General features: G+C 72.9%; 20 protein-coding genes. 12 read left to right on the top strand and 8 right to left on the bottom strand.

What is annotated here, in order from left to right:
• The first annotated feature begins 92 nt into the window (after window positions 1-92).
• Entirely contained in the window at window positions 93-1484 is a 1392-nt protein-coding gene (locus BLT97_RS26750) for a hypothetical protein (RefSeq protein ID WP_093614567.1), read from the top strand.
• 19 nt (window positions 1485-1503) lie between these two features.
• On the opposite strand, the gene BLT97_RS26745 is transcribed toward BLT97_RS26750, so the two are convergent.
• Window positions 1504-1905, bottom strand: coding sequence for a VOC family protein (locus tag BLT97_RS26745; protein WP_093614565.1), 402 nt, complete (start codon window positions 1903-1905; stop codon window positions 1504-1506).
• A 140-nt stretch (window positions 1906-2045) separates the two neighbouring features.
• A complete protein-coding gene (gene ypfJ, locus BLT97_RS26740) occupies window positions 2046-2933 on the bottom strand; it encodes a KPN_02809 family neutral zinc metallopeptidase (protein WP_093614563.1) in 888 nt (295 codons plus the stop codon).
• A 198-nt stretch (window positions 2934-3131) separates the two neighbouring features.
• Between ypfJ and BLT97_RS26735 the strand changes: the two genes are divergently transcribed.
• From BLT97_RS26735 to BLT97_RS26720, 4 genes are all read left to right on the top strand, one after another.
• Window positions 3132-3962 (top strand): PQQ-binding-like beta-propeller repeat protein, encoded by an 831-nt coding sequence (locus tag BLT97_RS26735; protein WP_245769560.1) that lies wholly within the window; start codon window positions 3132-3134, stop codon window positions 3960-3962.
• Window positions 3963-4211: 249 nt separating this feature from the next.
• Window positions 4212-5810, top strand: coding sequence for an ABC-F family ATP-binding cassette domain-containing protein (locus BLT97_RS26730; protein WP_093614561.1), 1599 nt, complete (start codon window positions 4212-4214; stop codon window positions 5808-5810).
• Between the two features lie 418 nt (window positions 5811-6228).
• The gene (locus BLT97_RS26725) at window positions 6229-6447 is read left to right on the top strand and encodes a helix-turn-helix domain-containing protein (protein WP_176953902.1); all 219 of its coding nucleotides are present in this window, start codon (window positions 6229-6231) and stop codon (window positions 6445-6447) included.
• Between the two features lie 112 nt (window positions 6448-6559).
• Window positions 6560-7363, top strand: a complete 804-nt coding sequence (locus tag BLT97_RS26720) for an enoyl-CoA hydratase/isomerase family protein (protein WP_093614557.1) — start codon at window positions 6560-6562, stop codon at window positions 7361-7363.
• A 69-nt stretch (window positions 7364-7432) separates the two neighbouring features.
• Here the strand turns inward: BLT97_RS26720 and BLT97_RS26715 are convergent, their stop codons facing one another.
• Window positions 7433-8206: a hypothetical protein gene (locus BLT97_RS26715; protein ID WP_093614555.1), complete on the bottom strand. Its 774-nt coding sequence runs from the start codon at window positions 8204-8206 to the stop codon at window positions 7433-7435.
• Between the two features lie 92 nt (window positions 8207-8298).
• On the opposite strand from BLT97_RS26715, the gene BLT97_RS26710 reads away from it, so the two are divergent.
• The 5 genes from BLT97_RS26710 (at window position 8299) to amaP (ending at window position 10823) form a co-directional block, all read left to right on the top strand.
• Window positions 8299-8820: an Asp23/Gls24 family envelope stress response protein gene (locus BLT97_RS26710; protein WP_245769559.1), complete on the top strand. Its 522-nt coding sequence runs from the start codon at window positions 8299-8301 to the stop codon at window positions 8818-8820.
• Between the two features lie 112 nt (window positions 8821-8932).
• Window positions 8933-9130, top strand: coding sequence for a hypothetical protein (locus tag BLT97_RS26705; RefSeq protein ID WP_093614553.1), 198 nt, complete (start codon window positions 8933-8935; stop codon window positions 9128-9130).
• Window positions 9130-9498 carry an Asp23/Gls24 family envelope stress response protein gene (locus BLT97_RS26700; protein WP_093614551.1) on the top strand — a complete coding sequence of 123 codons (369 nt, stop codon included), beginning with the start codon at window positions 9130-9132 and terminating at the stop codon, window positions 9496-9498. Before BLT97_RS26705 ends, BLT97_RS26700 begins: the two co-directional genes overlap by 1 nt.
• Window positions 9495-10241 (top strand): DUF6286 domain-containing protein, encoded by a 747-nt coding sequence (locus tag BLT97_RS26695; protein WP_093614549.1) that lies wholly within the window; start codon window positions 9495-9497, stop codon window positions 10239-10241. Before BLT97_RS26700 ends, BLT97_RS26695 begins: the two co-directional genes overlap by 4 nt.
• Before the next feature lie 3 nt (window positions 10242-10244).
• On the top strand, window positions 10245-10823 hold the full coding sequence (gene amaP, locus BLT97_RS26690; protein WP_093614547.1) for an alkaline shock response membrane anchor protein AmaP: 579 nt from the start codon (window positions 10245-10247) through the stop codon (window positions 10821-10823).
• Between the two features lie 46 nt (window positions 10824-10869).
• On the opposite strand, the gene BLT97_RS26685 is transcribed toward amaP, so the two are convergent.
• From BLT97_RS26685 to BLT97_RS26665, 5 genes are all read right to left on the bottom strand, one after another.
• Window positions 10870-11628 carry an SDR family oxidoreductase gene (locus BLT97_RS26685; RefSeq protein ID WP_093614545.1) on the bottom strand — a complete coding sequence of 253 codons (759 nt, stop codon included), beginning with the start codon at window positions 11626-11628 and terminating at the stop codon, window positions 10870-10872.
• A gap of 43 nt (window positions 11629-11671) precedes the next feature.
• Complete coding sequence (locus BLT97_RS26680; protein WP_093614543.1) at window positions 11672-12460, bottom strand: SURF1 family cytochrome oxidase biogenesis protein; 789 nt, start codon at window positions 12458-12460, stop codon at window positions 11672-11674.
• Between the two features lie 114 nt (window positions 12461-12574).
• Entirely contained in the window at window positions 12575-12808 is a 234-nt protein-coding gene (locus BLT97_RS26675) for a hypothetical protein (RefSeq protein ID WP_093614541.1), read from the bottom strand.
• A 170-nt stretch (window positions 12809-12978) separates the two neighbouring features.
• Window positions 12979-13956, bottom strand: a complete 978-nt coding sequence (locus BLT97_RS26670) for a DEDDh family exonuclease (protein ID WP_093614539.1) — start codon at window positions 13954-13956, stop codon at window positions 12979-12981.
• Window positions 13957-14012: 56 nt separating this feature from the next.
• Complete coding sequence (locus BLT97_RS26665) at window positions 14013-14732, bottom strand: TetR/AcrR family transcriptional regulator (RefSeq protein ID WP_093614537.1); 720 nt, start codon at window positions 14730-14732, stop codon at window positions 14013-14015.
• A gap of 104 nt (window positions 14733-14836) precedes the next feature.
• On the opposite strand from BLT97_RS26665, the gene BLT97_RS26660 reads away from it, so the two are divergent.
• Both BLT97_RS26660 and BLT97_RS26655 read left to right on the top strand, forming a co-directional pair.
• The gene (locus BLT97_RS26660; protein WP_093614535.1) at window positions 14837-15673 is read left to right on the top strand and encodes an acetoacetate decarboxylase family protein; all 837 of its coding nucleotides are present in this window, start codon (window positions 14837-14839) and stop codon (window positions 15671-15673) included.
• Entirely contained in the window at window positions 15670-16554 is an 885-nt protein-coding gene (locus BLT97_RS26655; protein WP_093614533.1) for an SDR family NAD(P)-dependent oxidoreductase, read from the top strand. The genes BLT97_RS26660 and BLT97_RS26655 overlap by 4 nt, the downstream gene beginning before the upstream one ends.
• Window positions 16555-16569 lie beyond the last annotated feature (15 nt).

Genomic DNA, 16569 nt, shown 5'->3' with positions numbered 1-16569 from the left:
CCGCCGTCCCCCGATGGGGTCCGATCCCGGCGAAGACCCCACACCGCACCCCCGATTGGGTTTTCGCGGGCCGAGCGGGAAGACTGCTCCCCGTGACGTCCCGTAACCCGCGCGACTCCAGGCTCCGACTCGTCCGCCCGCGCCCCCTCGCGCCCGTCTCCGCAGCAGCGCCGCCCCGGGCCAGGCGCCGGCCCGCGCCCCGCCCGCCGGAGGGCACGCCCGCCCCGGCCGAGCTCGCCGGCATGGCCCGGCAGTGGCTCGCCGCCGCCGCGCGGATCGCCCGCTGGGCCGGTGACACCGGCAGCGGGGGGCACACGAACGTGCTGCGCACCGCACCCGGCGGCGCCCTCACCCCGGACGTCGCCGAACAGGCCGCCGCCGCGCTGGAGCTGACGCCCCGGCAGGTGCAGGCCGACTGGGACGCCGCACGCCTGGCCGGTCTGATCGAGGTGCACGGCGAGAGCGCCCGCGCCGGCTGGCGGCTGCGCGCCTGGGACCGGGACGACTCGGCGGTCCTGCGCGGCTGGGTCGCGCTCTTCGACGCCTGGTCCCTGGTGCATCCGGCACCCGCGGAGCTCGCGCCCGCCGCCGTGGCCGAAGTCATCGAAGCCGTACCGCAGTTGCTCTCCGTCCTCCAGCTCTCCCAGGGGCCCATGCCCCTGCCCCAGCTGCTCGACCTGCTCGACCAGCGCGTCACCGAACTGCGCGACGAGCGCTGCGAGATCCCGTACGGCCCCCAGCCCGAGCCCGTCCCCGCCGGGACCGACCTGGCCCCGCTGCTCGACTGGGCCCTCGACGGACTCGCCGCCGTCGGCGCGCTCACCCTCGACACCGGCCAGGCCACCCTGACCCCGCTCGGCAGCTGGGCGGTGTGGGTCAAGCTCGAGCAGATCATCGTGGCCGCCCAGAGCCCCGCGGGGAACATCGAGCAGTCCGCCGAGGGCATGCTCCGCGGCTGCGCCCGCCTGCGTCCGAACGCCGCGCGGGCCGAATACCGCGCCTGGCTCGCCGCCCGCCCCGTGGGCAGCGCCGTCACCGAGCTCCTCGACGCGGCCCGCGGCGAGGACTCCCTGATCCGCGGCCTCGCCTTCGAGGCCCTGCGGGTGGTCGGCGCGCCCGCCGAGCCCGAGGTCAGGGCCGCCTCGGACGAGCTGCTGCTGCGCCCGTACGCGCTGATCTGGCTCGCCGAGCAGGAGGGCTACGACCCCGAGGACGTGCACACCGTGCTCACCCGCGAGGAGTCGACCTGGCTCTGGGTGGACACGGCCGCCGCGGTCGCCGACCACGGTGAAGCGACCCTGCTCGTACGGCACTTGGAGGCCGCGGTGCAGCCCACCATCCCGCACCTCCTGAACGAGGTGCGCGCGGTCGGCCACCCGCGGACCGTCCAGGTCCTGGTCGCGCTCGCGGCCGCCCACCCCGACCCGGCCCTCGCCAAGGCCGTGCGGCGGGCGGCCTTCCAGGTGCACACCGGCGGGGTGTGAGGCCCTCGCCGGCGGGGTCTCAGGAGGCGGCCTGGGGGCTGTAGCTGCCGAAGCTCCAGACATTGCCCTCCAGGTCACGGGCCATGTAGTCGCGTGCCCCGTAGTCCTGGTCGGTGGGCGGCATCAGGATCTCGACGCCGTGCTCCACGGCCCGCCCGTGGTGTCCGTCCACGTCGTCGACGTGGATGAACAGGCCGAACGGTCCCGCATTCTTCATCGCCTGGTCGAAGGCCCCGCCCCGGCCTTTGGAGCTCACCATCACCACACCGTTGCCGAAGGCGAGTTCGGCGTGCTCGACCACGCCGCCCTCGCTCTCGTACAGCGCGGTCTCGGTGAAGCCGAAGGCCTCGGTGAGCTGGCGGATCGCGGCCTTCGCGTCCGCGTACTGCAACGTGGGGGTGATCGTGGGTGACTGTGCCATGGGGATCCACTCCTCGACGGATCTCACGGATCTCGCGTGGATACGAGCTGCGACTCAGTCTTGCAGCCGGCACTGACAACGGCCGCCGCGAGCAGGCCCGCGCAGCCACTGCAACAGGTGCGGCCCGGGCGCGGCAGACCTCACCGGAAGGTGTTGCACTGCGCCATGTCGCCGGTGCGGAAGCCCTGGTAGAACCACTGCTGGCGCTGCTCGGCCGAGCCGTGCGTCCAGTTCTCCGGCGTCACGCGGCCCTGGAACCGCTCCTGGATCCGGTCGTCGCCGACCGCCGCGGCCGCGCTCAGACCGTCCCGGATGTCGGCGTCGGTGAGCGAGGTGATCAGCGGGCGGCCCGTGGCCTCGTCCGGGGTGCTCGTCGCGTGCTTGGCCCAGACCCCCGCGTAGCAGTCGGCCTGCAGCTCGACCCGTACGGCGTTGCTGTTCGCGCCGGTCCGGCCGTCCTGGGCGCGCTGCAGCGTGCCGGCCAGGTTCTGCACGTGGTGTCCGTACTCGTGCGCCACCACGTAGGCCTGCGCGAACGGACCGCCGCTGGAGCCGAACTTGGTGCGCAGCTCGTTGAAGAAGCCCAGGTCCAGGTAGACCTTGCGGTCACCGGGGCAGTAGAAGGGCCCGACCGCCGAAGTCGCCGCGCCGCACGCGGTGTTGACGCGTCCCGTGAAGAACACGGTCTGCGCGTCCGAGTAGCGGGCGCTGCGGCGCGGGAACTCCTGGCGCCAGTAGTCCTGGAGGCTGTTGACCACTGCGACCATCCGGCAGTCGTCCTTCGTGTTCGCGTCCTGCCCGGTACGGCAGGTCTGCTGCACCTGGGCGGCGCTCGACGCGGCGTCCGAGGGGTCCTCGTTGCCCGAGGTCAGGCCCAGGTTGTCCGGGCCGACACCGAAGAAGAGCCCCATGATCAGCGCGATGATGCCGGCGAACCCGCCGCCGATGGCCGCCTTGCTCTTCATCCGGCTGCCGCGGACGTCCCTGACTTCCGAGGTGTCCAGATTGGCGTTGTCGTCGAACTGCACGGGCGCACCCTCCTCAGGCCGAATGTCAGTCATCGGCCCCTTCATCCTGTTACGCCCGCTCGCCCGGGGCGTCAGCAGAGGACCGAACGGGCGACGCCCGGCGGCCGGGGCGTCGTGTCGCACGGCCCGCGGCCCGCCTTCCGCCGACCCCGCCGCTACGCTCTGCGCCGTTCCGAGGCGGCGACGAAGGGGGCATACGTGAGCGGTGCACCGATGCGGACGGGGGCCCCGGCCGAGACCCTCCTGGCAGGGGAACAGGCCGCCGACGGCCGCCCGGCCGGCGGGCCCTACGCACCGCCCCGGCCGACCGGGCCCCGGCGCCCCCCGCGGCGCACCTCGCGCCTGATGCTCCCGCTGGCCCTCGCGCTCGCCGCCGCCGTCCCGCTGATCACCGCCGCCCACGACGCACGGCCCACGCCCTTCGGCGACCGGCTCGTGCGGCACACCGCTTCGGGGAAGGGCGAGCCCCGGCTCCGTATCGAAGGGGCCGCGGTGCACGCGTACGACCCCGCGACCGGTCGCACGCGATGGACCCACACGCGCGACGGGCGCCGGCCGCTCGCGCTGCTGCCCGCGCCCGGGCACGCGGTCACGGTCTGGGACGACGGCCTGGTCAGCGACACCCTGCGGGACGGCAGCGCGGTGCGCTGGCACCGTGCCATCCCCGGCGGCGCGCGGTGGCTGCGCGCGGCCGGTGGCAAGGGGGTGCTGCGGGCGCTCGACCCGCAGGCGCGGATGGTCGCCGTGGTCACGCCGCAGCGGATCACCGCGTACCGCAGCGTGGACGGCGATCTGCGCTGGGTGCTGCCGGCCCGCCGCGGCTGCGCCTTCGCACCGGCCCGCGGCGTACGGCACCAAGGGGTGTGGGTGCTCGCGCAGCCCTGCGCGCGGGGAGCGGACGGTGCGGCCGAGCCCGCCTGGACGCAGCAGGTCGTCGCGGTGGACGACCTCGGACGCATCGCACCGGACCGCCGCCCCATGGGCAACGCGCTGCCGACCGAGGACGCGGAGAGCGCCGCCGCGCGCTGACCGCCCGCACCGCCGGCTTGTCGAGCAGCGCTACCGGCCCCGGAGGCGGGGCACACGGCCCCACGCAGGTCAGGCGCCGGTCAGACCTCCCGGCCCCGCCCCTCCGGCGGCCCGGAAACGGCGCCCCAAAAGCAGTTGCCCCCCACCGCTAGAATTGCCGTATGGCCATTCTCCTCGTGCATTAGGCGGCGTCGACACGTCCCTCAGCCCTGTCCTCGCCGTCCCTCACCCTGCCCAGGAGTCTGTCCCGTGATCACCGCCACCGGCATCGAGCTGCGCGCCGGCGCCCGCATCCTCATCGAGAACGCCACCTTCCGCGTCGCCAAGGGCGACCGCATCGGCCTGGTCGGGCGCAATGGCGCCGGCAAGACCACCCTCACCAAGTGCCTTGCCGGCGAAGGCCAGCCGGCCGCCGGCACCATCACGCGCTCCGGCGAGGTCGGCTATCTCCCGCAGGACCCGCGCACCGGCGACCTCGACATCCTCGCCCGCGACCGCATCCTGTCCGCGCGCGGCCTGGACGTCCTGATCAAGAAGATGCGCCAGAACGAGGAGCGCATCGCGAACGGCCAGGGCGCCACGCGCGAGAAGGCGCTGCGGCAGTACGAGCGCCAGGAGACCGAGTTCCTCACCAAGGGCGGTTACGCCGCCGAGGCCGAGGCCGCCACCATCGCGGCCGCGCTCGGCCTGCCCGACCGCGTGCTCGGCCAGCCGCTGCACACGCTCTCCGGTGGTCAGCGCCGCCGCGTCGAGCTCGCGCGCATCCTGTTCTCGGACGCCGACACGCTGCTGCTCGACGAGCCCACGAACCACCTCGACGCCGACTCGATCGTCTGGCTGCGCGAGTACCTCAAGACGTACCGCGGCGGCTTCATCGTGATCTCCCACGACGTCGACCTGGTCGAGACGGTGGTCAACAAGGTCTTCTACCTGGACGCCAACCGCTCGCACATCGACGTCTACAACATGGGCTGGAAGCTGTACCAGCAGCAGCGCGAGGCCGACGAGAAGCGCCGCAAGCGCGAGCGGCAGAACGCCGAGAAGAAGGCCGCCGCGCTCAACGCGCAGGCGGACAAGATGCGCGCCAAGGCCACCAAGACGGTCGCCGCGCAGAACATGGCCCGCCGCGCCGAGAAGCTGCTCTCCGGTCTGGAGGAGGTGCGCCAGTCCGACAAGGTCGCCAAGCTGCGCTTCCCCGAGCCCGCGCCCTGCGGCAAGACCCCGCTCACCGCGGAGGGCCTGTCGAAGTCGTACGGCTCGCTGGAGATCTTCACCGACGTCGACCTCGCGATCGACAAGGGCAGCCGGGTCGTCATCCTCGGGCTCAACGGTGCGGGAAAGACCACCCTGTTGAGGCTCCTGGCAGGCGTCGAGCAGCCCGACACCGGCGCGGTCACGCCCGGCCACGGGCTCAAGCTCGGCTACTACGCGCAGGAGCACGAGACCCTGGACCCGGACCGCACCGTTCTGGAGAACATGCGCTCGGCGGCCCCGGACCTCGACCTCGTCGACGTGCGCAAGACGCTCGGCTCGTTCCTGTTCTCGGGCGACGACGTGGACAAGCCGGCCGGCGTCCTGTCCGGCGGTGAGAAGACCCGGCTCGCGCTCGCGACCCTGGTCGTCTCCTCGGCCAACGTGCTGCTGCTCGACGAGCCCACCAACAACCTCGACCCCGCCAGCCGCGAGGAGATCCTCGGCGCGCTGCGCACGTACAAGGGCGCGGTCGTGCTCGTCACGCACGACGAGGGCGCGGTCGAGGCGCTCCAGCCGGAGCGGATCATCCTGCTGCCCGACGGCGTCGAGGACCTGTGGGGCGCGGACTACGCGGACCTGGTGGCGCTCGCGTAAGCCGTCGAGGCGCTTGCGCAAGGCCGTCGAGACGCCGGCGCAGGGCCGCGGAACCCTTGGGAGGGCTCGTCCGGAACACGATCGGACGAGCCTGATCCACTTCATCTGGATCATTCTGCTGATGCGTGATCCTTCGTCTGTGTGAGATCGCCTAGTACCGCGGTGTGTCGTACACCGGATCAAGGGCTTGCCTGGCCGCGCGCGGTTGACCGTGACCTTGTACGCGTTGACCTGCCGGTTCGTTCATGGACGTGTTCGACCGCGTGAACCAAGGTCACCGGAATCATTCCCTCCGTTAGTGAGGACCCGCTGCGAGGCGCCAATTCCGGCCGGACGGACCTTGCCGAATGGGTGGCCAGGACGCTCAGGAGGGGTGATCATGAGAAGTCCAGAGCGCACTTCCCATGAGGAGGCACGGGTGGCCGAGACTCTGAAGAAGGGCAGCCGGGTGACCGGCGCCGCGCGCGACAAGCTCGCGGCAGACCTGAAGAAGAAGTACGACTCCGGTGCGAGCATCCGGGCGCTGGCCGAGGAGACCGGCCGCTCCTACGGATTCGTCCACCGGATGCTCAGCGAGTCCGGGGTCACGCTGCGGGGACGCGGCGGGGCGACGCGGGGCAAGAAGGCAGTTTCCTGATCTTCCCTCGGTCTTCGACGGTGGCCACCCGGTCGGTCCGGTGACCGGCCGGGTGGTTACTGTGCAGTCACTTGAGTAGCGGTTCCTGACTGCATCCCTTCGGAGACGCCCCATGACCTCGAACGACAGCACGTCCACCGTCGTCCTCGACAAGGACGGCGTGCGGCTCACCATCGACGGCACGCTCGCCACGGTGACCCTGGCCAACGCGGCCAAGCGCAACGCCCAAAGTCCCGCACTCTGGCGGGCGTTGACGGAGGCCGGCCGGGCCCTGCCGGGCAGCGTGCGCGTGGTGGTGCTGCGCGGGGAGGGCAAGTCGTTCTCCGCCGGTCTCGACCGGCAGGCCTTCACGCCCGAAGGATTCGAGGGCGAGCCCTCGTTCCTGGACATGGCGCGCGGTGATGACGCGGCGCTCGACGCCGTCATCGCCGAGTACCAGGAGGCGTTCACGTGGTGGCGGCGCAGTGATGTGCTCACCATCGCGGCTGTCCAGGGGCACGCGATCGGTGCCGGGTTCCAGCTGGCGCTCGCCTGCGACCTGCGGGTCGCGGCCGAGGACGCCCAGTTCGCCATGCGCGAGACCAGCCTCGGCCTCGTCCCCGATCTGACCGGCACCCACCCGCTGGTGTCGCTGGTCGGCTACGCGCGCGCCCTCGAGATCTGTGTCACCGGGCGCTACGTGCACGCGGACGAGGCCGAGCGCATCGGCCTCGCCAACCTCGTGGTGCCCGGTGCCGAACTCGACGCCGCCGTACGCGACTTGGCGGGCGCCCTGCTCGCCGCGCCGCGCGACGCCGTCGTCGAGACCAAGGCGCTGCTCCAGGGCGCGGTCGAGCGCTCCTACGAGGAGCAGCGCGTGGCCGAGCGCGCGGCGCAGGGGCGGCGGCTGCGGGACCTGGCCGGGCTCGGGGACTGAACCCGAGCCGACGGCGCGCTGAGCCCGGCCGCGGGTTGCGGTCTGCGCGGCGCGCACCGGCTTCCGGCGCTACCCCAGCCCGTCGACGTCCGTCACCAGGACCGCCACCGTCGGCCGGTCGGGGTGTGCCCCCGATGCGGCCCGGCGGACGGCGAGGGCGACTTCCAGCGCGTTGACGTGCGCGGCGGTCGCCACGTCGATACGGAGGTGGCGCGCGGCCAGCGCGCCCGGTGACGGCCGTTCCCACACCTGCACGCCGCCGCCCGCCGCCCCCGTCAGCCGGGTCACTCCCGGTACGCCGAGGGCGGCCCGGGCGGCGGGATCGTCCACGGCTTCCGTGGCGTCCGCGGCTTTCTCAGCGGCTACAGCGTCCACGGCTTCCACGGAGGCCTGGCGGGGGCGAACCGCCTTGTCCCGCCCGGCGGTTGCGAGGTCCGAGGCCTCGACGACCTCGAGGGCCTCGACGATCTCGGTGATCCGTACATCCACCGCCTCCACCACCAGACCGAGCCCGTGCGCCGCGAGCGCGAGCACCGAACGCAGCCGCTGCGCCACGGCCGGCAGCGGCTCGTCCGCCGTGGCCGCGCACCGCGCCGTCACCCGGAGCGGCCCCGGGGGCAGCGCGCTGGGCGGTCCGGGCACCACGGGTTCGGCGGCCGCGGCCGGGGCGGCGAGCGCGATCCTGAGCGCATCGACGCGTATCCCCGGTACCGCCGTGGCGGCGCGCCCGAGCACCGCGCGCGCCGCCGACTCCGCGATCCACGCCCCGTCCGCGGGCCCGCCGAGCGCCAACAGGCGCCCCAGCCGCAGCTGTTGACGCACTGCCCCTGCCAATCCGTCCATGGTTGCAGCTTGCCCGGTGACCGACGGGGCACCCGCACTTACCGTGGGCGAGGAAGTCCAATCGGCAGCGTCGGCAGCGATGGGGACAAGCGATGACCGAGACGGCACGACAGGGCAATCCGCAGAGCACCGCACCGGGCGGCGAGTACGGCGGGGCGCCGGGCGGCGGAACCGGCAAGGACGTCACGGTGCAGGGCGTCGAGCAGACCGCCGCGGTGAAGAAGCGCGGCGGCGGGGATCCCGCCACGCGCGGGCGCACCACCATCTCCGACGGCGTGGTGGAGAAGATCGCGGGCCTCGCCGCACGCGATGTGCTCGGCGTGCACGCGATGGGGTCGGGGTCGCGCTTCGGCGCGGTGCGCGACCGTGTGCCCGGCGCCAAGTCCGTGACCCGGGGCGTCAAGGCGGAGGTCGGTGAGGTGCAGACCGCGCTCGACCTGGAGATCGTCGTGGACTACGGCGTCTCGATCGCGGACGTGGCGCGCGCGGTGCGCGAGAACGTGATCGCCGCCGTGGAGCGGATGACCGGACTCGAGGTCGTCGAGGTCAACATCGCGGTCGGCGACGTGAAGCTGCCCGACGAGGAGGACGACGACGAGACGCGGCTCCAATGAGACCGTCCCTGGTGACCCTGGTGACCCTGGTGACCCTGGTGACCCTGGTGACCCTGGTGACCCAGGCGGCCCCGGCGGCCCCGGTGTGCAACGGGCATGAGGAGGGCGGGCGATGAGCAGGGCTTCGATCGGGCTGCTGGCGGGAATGGCGCTCGGATTCGCCGCGTACTTCGGCGGGTTCGGCGCGTTCCTGCTCGTGGCGGCCCTCGGCGCGCTCGGGTTCCTCGTCGGCCGGTACGCGGACGGGGACCTGGACCTCGGGGACCTCTTCCGCGGCCGCGGCGAGTCGCGCGGCGACCGGCGGCGCTGATGGCCGAGGTCTCCGCTCGTACGGACCGGCCGGGCGTCCGCGCGATCGCGCCGGCCGAGCGGGGCGCGACCGTCATCGCCGACCGGGTCGTGGAGAAGATCGCCGCACGGGCGGCCCTGGAGGCGCTGCATCCGGGCGTGCCGCCGGACGGAGGTCCGCCCGGGGCTGCGGTGCGCGTACGGGAGGCCACGGTACGGGTGCGAATCACGCTCGAACTCGGCTACCCGTGCGACATCGGCGCGCAGTGCGCGGCCGTGCGTCGTCAAGTGGCCGAACGGGTAAAGGCGTTGGCGGGGATGACCGTGCCCGAGGTGGCCGTCCAGGTGGAGCGGCTGCATCCGGTGCGGGCGGTGGGGAGGACACGATGAGCGAAGGACCCGACGGCCGGGCGCAGCCGCCCGGCCCCGACGGCGAGGCCACGACCCGGAGCCTGCCCGTGCTGGAGAAGGCGGAAGGCGGCCCGCCCGTACCCGCGACGGCCGGGGCGGCGGCGGGCGAGCTCGACCAGGCGTCGTCCGCCGCGCGCTACGCGCCCGTGGTCACCCCCGAGGAGGACGGGGACGGCGGCCGGCTGTGGTCCGTGCGCCGGATCTGGGCCGGGGCGCTCGCCCTGCTCCTGGCGGTCGGTGCCGCACTCCTGATCTACGACCTCGCGGCCGTACGGGCCGAACAGTCCGCGATGGCCTGGCGCAAGGAACTGGCCCGACAGCTCGCCGGCCGCACCCTGGACGACCGCTGGGTGCTCGCAGGTGCCGCGCTCGCCGCCCTGACCGGGATCGGCCTCCTGGTCCTGGCGGCCACGCCGGGCCACCGTTCCGCCCTGCCGCTGCGCAGCGGCAGTCCCGAGGTCCGCGCCTGGCTGGACTCCGCCGCGGCCGCCCTCGTCCTGCGCGACCGCGCGATGGAGGTCGCGGGCGTGCAGTCGGTCCGCGTCCGGGTGTACCGCTCGAAGGTGGACGTGCGGGCGGTTGCGCACTTCCGTGAACTCGACGACGTACGGGCCGACTTGGACGCCGCGCTCGGCGACGGCATCCGCTCCCTCGGCCTCGTGGCGGGACCGGCCCTGTCGGTGACCGTGGCCCGCCCTGGCCCGTCCGGGAAGGGGGCGTGAGCGATGCTGAGGATCGCCAACCGCGTCCTGCTCGGACTGACCGGACTCGCGCTGCTCGTCTTCGGCGGCAGCGCGTTGATCGCCGGCCTCGGCGGACCGCTGCCCTCCTGGTGGTGCTACGGCGCGCCGAGCGACGCGGTGCTCACCGAGACCGCGCGCAACCGGTTCCGCGAGGACACCTGGTGGTGGCCGGCCGTGTTCGGGGCGCTTGGGCTGCTGTTCGCGCTGATGGTGTGGTCCCTCGTCGCCCAGGTGCGGCGCAACCGGCTGAGCGAGGTGCTCGTCGACAGCGGCGACGGCCAGGGTGCGCTGCTGCGCGCCCGGGCGCTGGCGGGCGTACTCGCCGGTGCGGCCGAGGAGTTGGACGGCGTCGAGCGCGCCGACGTGCTGCTGGTCGGCCGGCGCAACGCACCCGAGGCACGCGTCCACCTCGTCCTGGAAGGGCACGCGGCTCCGCGCGAGACGCTCCAGCGGATGACGTACGAGGCCCTGGCCACGGCACGGGACTCCGCGGGCCTCGACCGGCTTCCGGCGGAGGTGGAGATGGGAGCGGCCAGGAGGCGGGCGCGCCGGGTGAGTTGAGGAGCGAGGGCCGGGGCAGGGCGCCCCGGCCCGTCAAGCGGCAGGCTCAGAACCCGCGCAGCGCCCCGCCGTCCACCGGCAGCATCACGCCCGTCAGATACGAGGCCGCGGGGGACAGCGCGAAGGCCGCCACCCGGCCGAACTCCTCCGGCGTGCCGTAGCGGCGCAGCGGAATGCGGGACTCGTTCGCGCTACGGGCCGCCTCCGGGTCGGGCGCGAGGCCGTCGAGCTGGCGCATCCGGTCCGTGGCGATGCGGCCGGGCAGCAGGCCGAGGACGCGGATCCCGCGCGGGCCCACCTCGTCCGCGAGTGACTTGGCGAAGCCCGCGAGGCCGGGGCGCAGTCCGTTGGAGATGGTGAGGCCGCCGATCGGCTCGTACACCGAACCGGACAGGACGAAGGCGATCGCGCCGCCCTCGCCGAGCTCCGCGGCGGCGGTGCGCGCGAGCCGGACCGCACCCAGGAAGACCGAGTCGAACGCGGCCTGCCACTGCTCATCGGTGTTGGAGGCCGCCGAACCCGGGGCCGGCCCGCCGACGCTGACGAGGATGCCGTCGAAGCGGCCGAAGCGCTCGCGGGCGGTGTCGACCAGACGCTGGGCGGCGGCCGGGTCGGCGTTGTCGGCACCGACGCCCACGGCGTGGTCGGCCCCGAGCGAGGCGGCGGCCTCGGCCGCGGCCTTCTCCTCACGTCCGGTGATCACGACCTTCGCGCCGTCCGCGACGAGCGCGGCGGCACTCGCGTACCCGAGCCCGCGGGTGGCTCCGGTGACGACGTACACACGGTCCTTCAGTCCAAGATCCATGGTCCCATCCTGCCGCGTGCGGCCCGGCGAGGGGACCCTGGGGTCAGGCCGGAACCGGTTCGGCCGCCTCGTCCGCGTCCGACGCCTGCTGCGCCTCGCGCCGCTCGCGCACTTCCCGGCGTACGAGGAAGACCCAGCCGACCGGCACGGCCGCGGTGAACAGCCACCACTGGACGGCGTACGCGAAATGGTTGCCGATCGAGTCGTGGTCGGGGGCGGCGATCTGCTCCGGGGACTCGGTCGCCGGATCGGTCAGCTCGATGTAGCCGCCGAGGACTTCCTTGTTCAGGAGCTGGGCCTGCTGCTCGCTGCTGATCAGCATGACCTGGCGGTCAGGCAGGCCCTTGAGGTCCTTGATGCCGCTGGCGTCGGTGGTCTGCGAGGCCATCAGGCGGCCCTTGACCGTGCGCTCGCCCGAGGGCGGCGGCGGCACCTTCGGGAACGCCTTCTGGTCGGCGGCCGCGGGCACCCAGCCGCGGTTCACCAGGAGGACCTTGCCGTCCCGGAGGACGAACGGGGTCAGGACGTGGAAGCCGACCCGGTCGTCGGCATTGGTGCGGCGGCGGACGACGACCTCGTGCTCGGTGTCGAAACGGCCGGTCGCGGTGACCGTGCGCCAGTAGTCGGAGCGCGGCAGGGTCTCGCCCGGCGCGGTCAGCTCCTCGACCGGTACGGGCTTCGCGTCGAGGCTCTTCGCGATCAGCGCGTTCTGCGCGACGCGCGCCTGGTGCCGGTGCAGCTGCCAGAAGCCCAGCTCGATCATCACGGGGATGAGCACGAGGGCGAGGAGGGTGACGAACACCCACTGCCGGGTCAACAGGAAGCGGTACACGTCGTACGACGTTACCCGGCAGGCGAAGGCCCCCTGCGGGAGGGGTCCCGTAGGGGGCCGAAACGGTCAGAGGGGATGGGGTGACGGGACGGGAAGGAGCCGGGCGGGACGGGGTCAGACGCGATCGACGATGCCCGCCTTCCCCTCGGCGCGGGAGCAGTGCGCCCCGCAGTACCAGTGGCCCTCGACCTCGACGCCCTGGCCGATGATGCGGCACCGGCAGTGCTCGCAGATGGGCGCCATACGGTGGATGGCGCAGGAGAAGCAGTCGAAGACGTGGACCGCGCCCTGGGCGTGGACCTCGAAGCTCATGGAGTAGTCGTTTCCGCAGACTTCGCAACGTGCCATGCGCCACAGAGTGGGACCCGGCGTCCCGGGTGCCGCCGAGGCATGCGGGACGCGGGCTGATAATCACCCGGACAGCTTCCCGGCGGGTCCGGGAAGCCGGGGCGCTGATGCCTCCGGGGAGCCGAAGCCCGGATGGGGCAGAGACCAAGTGCGTCAGCCGACCCGGTGCGTCAGCGCTTCTCCGCCGCCGGTGCCACATCCCGCAGCAGCTGGCCGAACGCCGCCTCGTCCACGATCGGGGTGCCGAAGGACTTCGCCTTGACGACCTTCGACGTGCCCGAGTCCGGATCATTCGTGACGAGCAGGCTCGTCAGACGGGACAGGCTGGTCGCCACATGCAGACCCGCCTCGACCGCCCGGTCCTCGAGCAGCTCGCGCTCGGTGGAGGTGTCGCCCGAGAACGCCACGCGCATGCCCTGCCGCAGCGGCCGCCCCGCCTCGTACCGCCCGGGATTCGGATACGGGCTCGGCGGCAGCTTGCGGGCCTGCCGCCAGTTCGACTGCGGCCGGTACTGCGGGCCGATGCCCCGCGCGGGCGTCGAGGGCGCGGCGCTCCACTCGGTCAGCGGCCGGCACTCGTGCAGCGGCAGCCGGACCGCGCCCTGCGCCGCCGCGAGCAGACTCGGCCGGAACGCCTCGGCGAGTACGCGCGCGTCGTCCAGCGCATGGTGGGCGCGCTGCTGCACGACGCCGAAGTGCGCGGCGAGCGACTCCAGTTTGTGGTTGGGCAGCGGGAGCGCCAGCTCCTTGGACAGGGCGATGGTGCACAGCCGCTGCCGTACGGGAGGGGTGAGCGAAGCCCGCGCATACTCGCGGGCGATCATCTGCCAGTCGAAGACCGCGTTGTGCGCGACGAGCACGCGGCCTTCCAGGCGGGCCGAGAACTCCTCGGCGATCTCCGGGAAAAGGGGCGCCCCTTCGAGCACGTCGCTCGTCAGGCCGTGGATCCACACCGGTCCCGGATCGCGCTCGGGATTCACCACCGTGTACCAGTGGTCCTCGACCTCGCCGCGTGCGTCCAGCCGGTAGACGGCGGCGGAGATGATCCGGTCGTCCCGGGCGAGACCGGTGGTCTCCACGTCGACGACCGCGTACCCCGACGGGTAGGCGGCCGGCCACGGTGCGGCGCTGGTGCGGTCTTCGAGCATGGTCCCCGAGGATAAGGCCCGACACTGACAACCCGGACAGCGGGGCACAGACGGTGTCACGCGCGCGGCCGGGTTCCCAACAGCCCTTCCACCATGGCCCGTACGGAGAGAAGGAAGAGCCGTTCCGGATCGGGCGGCGCGGCAAGGCCCTTGGCCAGCGCCGGGTCGTGCTCGGCGGTGGCCTCGTCCCACAGGGACTCGTCGCCGGGGTACTGCACCGGCGCCCGTTCGCGGTTCCTCTCGACGAGGACGAAGCCGACGACCTGGAAGAGCAGCGACCGTACGACCTCGGCGGCCTGCGTGCCGCGCAGTCCCGCCGCGTGCACCTCGTGCACGAGCGCCTGCGTCGCGGGCTGGAACATCCGCTCCGTCAGGCCGCGTTCGTGCACCATCGCCACCAGGTGCGGATGCCCGCGCAGCTGGGCGCGCAGGGCGCGCGTGACCGAGACGATGCGGGTGGCGGGGGAGCGGCCCTGGGCGCGGATCTCGCCGAGGTCGGCCACCGTGCGCTCCACGAGGGCGTCGAGGAGCTCCTCGCGATTGCCCACATGCCAGTAGATCGATGTGACCGCGGTGCCGAGCTCGGCGGCCAGCTTGCGCATCGTCAGGGCGCGCGGACCCTGCTCCTTCACGATCGCCGCGGCGGCGTCGAGCACGTCGCCACGGGTCAGCGCGCGCTTGGCCGAACCGTCCGCCGCACGCCGCGCCGAACCGTCCGCCTCGCGTCGCGCCGAACCGCCCGCCCCACGCTCCGGTGAGCTGGCCTGGCTGCTCATAGGGCCCCCAATTCCGTTTCCCGCACGGCTCTTTACCCTTCATCGCGGGCGGTGTAACAGTGTTACAGACTCGCTGGAACACCCCCATCGAAGGGCGGTACGCCATGGCACGAGTACGGTACGGCGCGCGCACCGAGGCCGAGATCCAGGCGGCGCGTGAGAAGAGCTCCAAGCTCCCCGACATCTGGTCGACCGGCGTGGTGGCCGTCTGGGAGAGCGATCCGGACGCGGTGGCCGCGGTGCTTCCGCCGCCGCTCAAGCCCACCGAGAAGCCTCTGGTCCGGGCGAACATCAGCAAGGTCGACCTGCCGGGCTACCCGCTCGGCGCCGGCTCGGTGGCGGTGGCCGCGGAGCACAACGGGGTCGAGGGCTGGTATCCGCTTGTGATGCCGATGACCCACGAACGGGCCCTGATCGGCGGGCGCGAGGTGTTCGGCGAGCCGAAGAAGCTCGGCGAGGTGACGGTCGACCGGGACGGCCTGGTGGTCAACGCCAAGCTGGCGCGGCACGGCATCGCGTTCGTGGAGGTACGGGGAGCGGTCAGCGGTGACCTGCCGGTGCCCGAGCCCACGCAGAAGACCGACTTCTACTTCAAGTTCCTGCCAGCCGTGGACGGTTCGGGCTTCGACGCCGATCCGGTGCTCGTGCACTGCACCCGTAACGAGAAGGTGCGCAAGCTGGAGCGGATCACCGGGGACGTGGTGCTGCGGGAGTCGATGTTCGACCCGGTCGCGGATCTCCCCGTACGTACGGTCGTGGAGATCACCATCGGCGAGAAGACCACCGACCAGAAGGGCAAGGTGGTCGAACGGGTCAGCGCCCAGGCCCTGTTGCCCTACATCCACCAGCGCTACGACGACCCGCAGCAGATCCTCGACGGTCCTCCCGAGGGCAGCGAGAAGGCCGTGGGGAAGGCCGACGGGAAGGGGGCCGGCGCGTGAAGCTGGAAGCCGGACAGGTCGCCGTCGTCACGGGCGCGGCGAGCGGCATCGGACTCGCGATGGCGCGGCGGTTCGCGGCCGACGGGCTCAAGGTGGTTCTCGCCGATGTGGAGGAGGGCGCCCTGGAGAAGGCCGCCGCCGCCCTGCGCGAGGACGGCGCGGACGTGCTCGCCCAGGTGGTCGACGTCTCCGACCGCGACTCCGTGATCGCGCTGGCCGACGCCGCGTACGAGACGTACGGCGCCGTGCACGTGCTCTGCAACAACGCGGGCGTCGGCTCGGGCGCCGAGGGCCGCATGTGGCAGCACGAACCCAACGACTGGAAATGGGCGTTCTCCGTGAACGTCTGGGGGGTCTTCCACGGCATCCAGGCCTTCGTGCCCCGGATGATCGAGGGCGGGCAGCCGGGCCACATCGTCAATACCTCCTCCGGCGACGGCGGTATCGCGCCGCTGCCGACGGCCTCGGTGTACGCCGTGACCAAGGCGGCGGTCGTGACGATGACCGAGTCCCTGTACGCGCACCTGAAGGCGGAGGGCGCCCGGATCGCCGCGTCCGTCCTCTTCCCGGGCCCCCACATGCTCCGCACCGGCCTGTGGGAGTCGCACCGCAACCGGCCCGAGCGCTACGCCAAGGAGCGGCCGCGCAAGACGCCGTACCGCAGCCTCGACCAGTACGAGGCGGCGATGAAGGCGGCCGGCAAGGAAGTGCAGTTCACGCCGGTCGAGGACGTGGCCGACTTCGTCGCCGAGTGCATCGAGGCCGGGCAGTTCTGGATGCTGCCCGACAGCGAGCACAGCGACCGCCAGATCAAGGCGCGGTCCCAGTCGATGCTCGACCGTGCGAACCCCGCGTATCTCGAGAGCTTCATCCTCGACTGACTGGACTGAGAGGTG

It is taken from the genome of Streptomyces indicus, assembly GCF_900100315.1.
GTDB classification, from domain to species: Bacteria; Actinomycetota; Actinomycetes; order Streptomycetales; family Streptomycetaceae; genus Streptomyces; species Streptomyces indicus.
Note: the sequence above shows the minus strand (reverse complement) of the source record. Positions and strands in the feature narration are given on the sequence as shown.